Raw genomic sequence first — 6,860 nt, 5'->3', positions numbered from 1 at the left:
CGCGAGTGCTCTGGGTGTCGCGATGCCACGCGGCACGATAGGTCATCAGCGCCGCCGCATCGAGATCGGTGGCCATATCGCCCAGAATCGCCTGCGCCAACGGCTGTGCACCAAGCGTCGCGCCGAACATTTCGCGTGACTCGGCCTGTGTGAGTGCCTCATGCATCGCACGACGTGCGAACCCGGTGGCGGCAGCGGCGACCGATACCCGAAAGATATCGAGTGTGCGCATGGCGAGTGAAAATCCCTCGCCTTCGACACCCATGAGAGCCTCGTGTGGCACGACGCAGTGCTCGAACGCTAGTCGCGCCAGCGGATGTGGCGACATCACGGGAATGCGTTCCACAATGCGAAGCCCCGGCGTATCGGCCCGTACGAAGAAGGCGCTGATGCCTTTGCTGCCGCTTTCTTCGGCTCCGGTGCGCGCGAACACGCAGTAGAAGTCGGCGATGCCACCATTGGAAATCCACGTCTTCTCGCCATCGAGCTGCCAGCCAGCGTCGGTGTTCGTGGCCCGCAGCCGCATCGCTGCGACATCAGAGCCGGCGTCCGGCTCGGACAACGCGAAAGCGGCGATGGCACGACCCGCCGCCACCTGCGGCAACCACTCGGCCCGCATCGCGTCGCTGCCGCCCAGTGTGATTGCGCCAGACCCCAACCCTTGCATCGCGAACGCGAAGTCGGCGAGTCCATCGTGTGACGCGAGCGCCTCGCGCAACACGCATAGCGCGCGCGAGTCGAGCGTGGGAAGCGCGCCACCCCACGGCGCCGACACGCAATAGCGTAGAAAGCCGGCATCACCCAGCCGGCGCACCCACGCCCGGCAGGCGTCGTCGACTTCAGCTTCCGTGTTCACGTTTGGCTCGACACCCTGCGCGGCCGTCCACGCGGTGACCGACGTCGCCAGCACGCGATGCGCCTCGTCGAAGAAGGGCCAGGCCAGATGTTCGATTGCCGCGTGCATGGTCAGTTCCCCTCGAACACGGGTGACTGCTTGGCCGCAAACGCCTCGAACGCGCGACGGAAATCCTGCGTGCTCATACACAGGGCCTGCGCCTGTGCCTCCATTTCGATGGCCTGATCGACCGACACGTTCCATTCTTGGGCTAGCATGGTCTTGGTCATGCCGTGTGCGAACGCGGGACCGTTCGCAAGATCGCCGGCCCGCTTGATGGCTTCCGTCAGCAGCGCATCGCGTTCGATCAGCGCATTGTAGAAACCCCAGCGCTCACCCTCAGCCGCATCCATCGCGCGACCCGTGTACAATAGTTCCGCGGCGCGTCCCTGTCCGATGATACGCGGCAAGAGTGCGCAGGCGCCCATGTCGCAGCCAGCGAGCCCCACACGCGAAAACAGAAAGGCGGTGCGTGCCTGCGGAGTGGCAAGGCGCATATCCGAGGCCATGGCGAGAATCGCACCGGCGCCAGCGCACACGCCATCTACGGCGGCGATGACCGGCTGCGGACAGGCGCGCATGGCTTTCACGAGATCACCCGTCATACGCGTGAAGGCCAGCAGTTCGGGAATGGCCATGCGCGTGAGCGGTTCGATAATCTCGAAGACGTCGCCACCCGAACAGAAATTGTGTTCGGCACCGGTCAACACGATGGCCCGTATGTCCGAAGCGTAGCTGAGATCGCGAAAGAGATCGCGCAGTTCGGCATACGACTGGAACGTGAGCGGGTTCTTGCGCGAAGGACGGCTCAGCGTGATCACCCCCACACGGCCGTCGTGCGCCGTGGACCACGCGAAATGCTGTGGGTCGAGCGCCGCGAATGAACTGCGCATCGCCGACATCGGATTGGTCATGTAGTACTCCTCGGGGAACGGACGCGATCCTTCACGACCCCCAGCCGCTGGTGCAGAGCGCGTCGGTCGTCGGGAGAGAGCGTGGCGAAGATGTCGGCGATCCAGTGTTCGTGCGCCTGCGCCATCGACGCGAAGTGCCGTTTGCCGACCGCCGTGAGTCGCACGATGGCGGCGCGCCTGTCGGTCGGTGACACGCGTCGTGTGACGAGCTTCTCGGCTTCGAGCGCGCGCACCAGCCAAGTGACGTTGCCGCCGGTAGTGAGGATGCGCTCGGACAGTTCACCCATGCGTAACCCGTCCGGCGCGCACTCGAGTTGTGCCAGCAAATCGAAGCGTGGCAACGTGGAGCTGAACTCGCGTTTGAGGGCGCTGTCCAGCTGCCGCTCAACGAGCGTGGTGGTGGTGAACAAGCGCAGCCAGAGGCGCAGCGACTCCCGGTCGGTCTGGCTCACCTGCCACCCTCGGGCGCACGCCCGTCGATCACGACGGCTTGGCCAACAGGCGACCCGGCGGGTGCAGCGCACAGCGCCAGAACGGCCACGGCCACTTCGTCCGACGTCACGATCCGTGTCTGTCCCGCATCAGACAGAATAGAGTGGAGCGCGTCGCTGGCTGCACGCCCCGTGCGCTGTACAATCCGAGTTACCGCACCGGTAACCAGATCGGTATCGGTGTAGGCCGGGCAGACGGCATTCACCGCAATGCCGCGCGGCGCGACTTCCAGCGCGAGCGAACGAGTGAGTCCGATCATCGCGTGCTTGGCCGCCGTGTACGCCGTGATGTACGGTGCGCCCGTGAGACCCGCCACACTGGCCACGTTCACGATGTGGCCGAATCTGCGCTCGATCATGGAGGGCAACACCGCCTGTGAAGCCCACACGGGTGCCATCAGGTGCATCGCGATCATGCGATCGAAGAGGGCCGTTTCGCTCTTGAGCAATGGGGCCGACTCGGCGGTACCGGCGTTGTTCACCAAAATGTCCACGGGACCCAGCGCTTCGGCGGCCGCAGCGCAGGCACCGAGCAGCGCCTCATGGTCGGTGACGTCGGCGACGACCACGGTGTAGGGTCCCACTAACGAGGCCGCCACGCCTTCCGCACGTGCCGCGTCGCGCACCAGCAGCGACACTCGCGCACCAGCGGCCGAGAGGGTGCGTGCGATCGCCGCACCGATGCCGCGGTTCGCGCCAGTCACCAGTGCGTGGCGACCAGCCAATACCGACAGCGTATCACTGAGCGAATCACTGAGCGAAGCACTGGTATGCACGCTCATGTGAGCTCTCCGGTGGGCGGTGTACCCTCGGCGGCGGCGCGCATGGTACGCTCGCGTTCGATAAGACGATCCAGCTGCGACTTGCCCGCCAGATACTGCACGGGCCATGTCGAACCAGCGTAACCGTACTTCGCCGCCTCCATCAAGGTCCACGCCGGATTGGCCAGGTGCGGACGACCGATCGCCACCAGATCCGCGCGTCCCGATGCAATGATGCCGTTGGCCTGATCGGCGTCGGTGATCGCACCGACAGCGATCGTGGCAATCCCCGCCTCCTGTCGAACGCGATCGGCGAACGGGGTCTGCCACATGCGGCCGTACACTGGACGTTCGCCCTTCACGACCTGACCGGCGGACACGTCGATCATATCCGCGCCGGCGTCCCGAAGCAGCGCGGCGATCGCCACGGCATCGTCGTCGGTATTGCCACCGGTTGCCCAGTCGTGCGCGGAGATTCGCACCGAGATCGGCAGGTGGTCGGGCCAGACTGCGCGCACGGCGGTGAATACCTCGAGCGGAAATTTCGCACGCGCAGCGAGATCGCCCCCGTATTCGTCGGTGCGGCGATTGGTGAGTGGCGACAGAAAGCCCGACAGCAGGTAGCCGTGCGCGAAGTGCAGCTCCAACCAGTCAAAACCGGCGGTGGCGCCACGCTGTGCCGCCTGCACGAACTCGCCGATCACACGCCGCATGTCATCGCGCGTCATCTCGCGGGCCGTTTGCGAAACGCCGCTGAGATACTGGGTTTCCGACGCGGCGATCAGCGGCCATTCCCCCCGCTCGAGCGGCTCATCGATGCCGTCCCACATCGTCTTGGTGGCGCCTTTGGCTCCGGCGTGGCCGAGCTGCAGCCCGATTTTGGCCTGCGAGTGCTCGTGCACGAAGCGCACGATGCGCGCCCACATGTCGCGCTGATCGTCGTTCCACATGCCCGGACACACGGACGAGATACGCGCATCGGGCGCCACGCACGTCATCTCAGTCATCACGAGCCCTGCGCCACCGGTGGCACGCGCGCCAAGATGCACGAGATGCCAATCGGTAGGCATGCCCTCGTTGGTGGCGGAATACTGGGCCATCGGGCTTACCACGATGCGATTGGGCAGCGTGACACCGCGCACCGTGAACGGGGTGAAGATGGCCGGCGGTGCGGTGGCATCGGGCGCGATGTTGAGCCCGGACTGCTGCGCAAACCATCGCTCGAAGGCACCCACGTACGCCGCGTCGCGCACACGGAGATTCTCGTGCGAAATGCGCTGGGAACGTGTGAGCAGCGAGTAGGCGAACTGCTCCGGCGCCAGCGTGGCATAGCGGTCGACATGCTCGAACCATTCCGTGGAATTGCGCGCCGCGTTCTGCAGCTTGAGCACCTCCACACTGCGCTCCGCCTGATAGCGCGCCAGCGCCAAGGCGACGTCGTCCGGATGCTCCGCCAGACACGTATCAAGCGCAATGGCGTCTTCGAGGGCGAGCTTGCTGCCGGAGCCGATACTGAAGTGTGCGGTATGGGCCGCGTCGCCCAACAGCACGAGCGGCACCCGACCGCGCGACGTGTCGAGCCACTGCACCCACTCGCCGCAACTGACGCGGGCAAAGCGGATCCACTGCGCTGAGCCGGCCAAGTGCGCGGCGTTACTCATGAGCGGCTCGCCGGTGAGCACCTCGGCGAATAGCGCCTCGCAGAACGCAATCGACTCGCGGTCGGACATATTGGCGATACCCGCCTGCTCCCAGACGTCCTGCGGCGTTTCCACGATGAACGTGCTCGTTTCGTCATCGAACTGATAGGCGTGCGCCTGGAACCAGCCGATCGGCGTTTCCTTGAAGGCAAACGTGAAGGCGTCGAAGCGTTTGCGCGTCCCGAGCCAGATGTAGCGGCAGTGACGGAGGTCGATGTCGGGGCGGTACGTACTGGCGAAGCGTTCACGCAGGCGACTGTTGATGCCGTCAGCGACGATCACGAGATCAGCCTGCTCGGCCGTAATCACCACTTCGAGGTCGGCCGGTGGCAGGTCGGTTTCGAAGCGCAACGTTACGCCCAGCACGCGGCAGCGCTGTTGCAGAATGGAGAGCAGCTTCTTGCGCCCGATGCCGCTGAAGCCGTGTCCGCCGGAGCGTATGGTGCGTTCGGCAAAGTGAATCGCGATATCGTCCCAGCGATGCATCGCGGCGGCGATTTCATCGGCGCTTTCCGCGTCGGCAGCGCGGAGATTCGCGACGGTCTGATCGGAGAGCACGACGCCCCAGCCGAACGTATCGTCAGGGCGGTGCCGCTCGATGACCGTGATCTGCGCGCGCGCATCACGCCGCTTCATCAGCAGCGCGGCATAGAGCCCGCCCGGTCCACCACCGACGACCACAACGTTCACCGCATTCACTCCCTGAGAGGCCACGCGCTGACGGTACGGCCAATTGCTTCAAATATCAAGTAATTAGCTTCTGAGACTGTGCAAAAGCCAAAGCAAAAGCTGGAACACGGATCAGGCGGAAATCACCGAAGCTACACGGATAAGCAAACAGCGCGTTGTCGGCTTATCCGTGTTGTTACGGTGTCAGCTGTGCCATCCGTGTTCCAGCTGTCAGCGATCCATTCGTCAGCTACGGAACGGCGAGACCGTGACGCGAATAAGGCGATCGAGCTTGGGAAACTCGCGATCCATGTAGGCGTTGCCGCCTCGTTCGAGCGGACCCTGCTTCCCCTGTCGCACCCCGCTTCCGGCGTCTTCGCCGTAGCCGCTGTACAGGCTGTCGAGCACCGACATCCCTTCAACCACGGTTCCGAGGATCGTGAACGGCTCGACGTCGTTGCGCGGATTGTCGGCGAGATTCACATAGATCTGCGTGTTGCGCGTGTTCTCACGACCGGGACCCTCGTACGAGAAGGCGAAGGTGCCGCGTGCGTTCCGGGAGCGGGACGGGTCGTCGCGGAGGTAACGACCCTTCCAGGCTGCGTTCACCGCCGAGTCGCCGTGTAGTCCCCATTGCGCGATGTAGGAGGCGCGCACGCGGTGGAAACGGGTGTCCGTGAAGTAACCCAGTCGCGCGAGATTGTAGAGCCGGTCAGCGCCGTGTGGCCCTTGGTTTCGGTGGAGTTCGAGCACGAACACGCCCTTGGTGGTCTCGAAGCGGATACGCGAGACGGGCGGAGCCGGGCGTGTGAACTCGGCGTTGGCGGGGTCGAGCAACAGCGGGCGAGCAGCAGCGGGGGTTGTGGCTCGGGTCGAGGCGTTCGGCGCGCGATGGCATGCCGTAAGCGCGACTGCGCTGGCGATGATCGCGACCGTGTGACGAAGCATGAGGGTCTCGGGGGGGAACGGCATACCGGAGATGGTAGTGCGCTCGAGGGCGGGGCGTCAGGGAAAGGTGGTGCGCGCCTGAAAGAATCCGACGAGGGGTCGCGCTCGTACGTGCAACCATGCCTACCGACGAGTCCTTGCGCCCGCTCGACGCGCTGAACGCCCGCGTGATGCGGCACCCCGCCGCCGCGCGACTGACACTGATGTGCCGCATGCTGCTGGCGCTGGCGTTCATCCCCACCGGCAGCGTGAAGCTGATGGGTGAGCGGTTCACCTCACTGGGGGTGAACAGCTCGGTGGGGGCATTCTTCGAGGCGATGTATCAGACCGGCGGCTATTGGCGCTTTCTCGGTCTCTCGCAGGTGTTGGCGGGCGCGCTGCTGCTGATTCCCGCGACCGCGTTCTACGGCGCGGTGATGTTCGTGCCAATTCTCGTGAACGTCGTGGTGATCACGATCGCCATCGAGTTCAAGGGAACCTCG

The 6,860-nt window shown here is 64.9% G+C and carries 6 protein-coding genes and 1 pseudogene; 1 reads left to right on the top strand and 6 read right to left on the bottom strand.

The genetic code is table 11. From position 1 onward, the window contains the following. The 6 genes from ACESNG_RS09360 to ACESNG_RS09335 form a co-directional block, all read right to left on the bottom strand. Positions 1-964: acyl-CoA dehydrogenase family protein (locus tag ACESNG_RS09360; protein WP_373068718.1), on the bottom strand; the 964-nt coding region annotated here is incomplete at its 3' end. Between the two features lie 2 nt (positions 965-966). Beyond that, positions 967-1,809, bottom strand: a complete 843-nt coding sequence (locus ACESNG_RS09355; protein ID WP_373068716.1) for an enoyl-CoA hydratase family protein — start codon at positions 1,807-1,809, stop codon at positions 967-969. After that, positions 1,806-2,261, bottom strand: a complete 456-nt coding sequence (locus tag ACESNG_RS09350; protein WP_373061763.1) for a MarR family winged helix-turn-helix transcriptional regulator — start codon at positions 2,259-2,261, stop codon at positions 1,806-1,808. The genes ACESNG_RS09355 and ACESNG_RS09350 overlap by 4 nt, the downstream gene beginning before the upstream one ends. Further along, a complete protein-coding gene (locus ACESNG_RS09345) occupies positions 2,258-3,082 on the bottom strand; it encodes an SDR family NAD(P)-dependent oxidoreductase (protein ID WP_373061765.1) in 825 nt (274 codons plus the stop codon). The genes ACESNG_RS09350 and ACESNG_RS09345 overlap by 4 nt, the downstream gene beginning before the upstream one ends. Next, positions 3,079-5,451, bottom strand: coding sequence for a bifunctional salicylyl-CoA 5-hydroxylase/oxidoreductase (locus ACESNG_RS09340; protein WP_373068720.1), 2,373 nt, complete (start codon positions 5,449-5,451; stop codon positions 3,079-3,081). Before ACESNG_RS09340 ends, ACESNG_RS09345 begins: the two co-directional genes overlap by 4 nt. A 225-nt stretch (positions 5,452-5,676) precedes the next feature. Next, positions 5,677-6,378: a peptidylprolyl isomerase gene (locus ACESNG_RS09335; protein WP_373059188.1), complete on the bottom strand. Its 702-nt coding sequence runs from the start codon at positions 6,376-6,378 to the stop codon at positions 5,677-5,679. Between the two features lie 119 nt (positions 6,379-6,497). Between ACESNG_RS09335 and ACESNG_RS09330 the strand changes: the two are divergent. Then, a pseudogene (locus ACESNG_RS09330) lies at positions 6,498-6,860 on the top strand (DoxX family protein); the annotation flags it as partial.

This window comes from Gemmatimonas sp. (assembly GCF_041689975.1).
Taxonomy (GTDB): Bacteria; Gemmatimonadota; Gemmatimonadetes; order Gemmatimonadales; family Gemmatimonadaceae; genus Gemmatimonas.
Note: the sequence above shows the minus strand (reverse complement) of the source record. Positions and strands in the feature narration are given on the sequence as shown.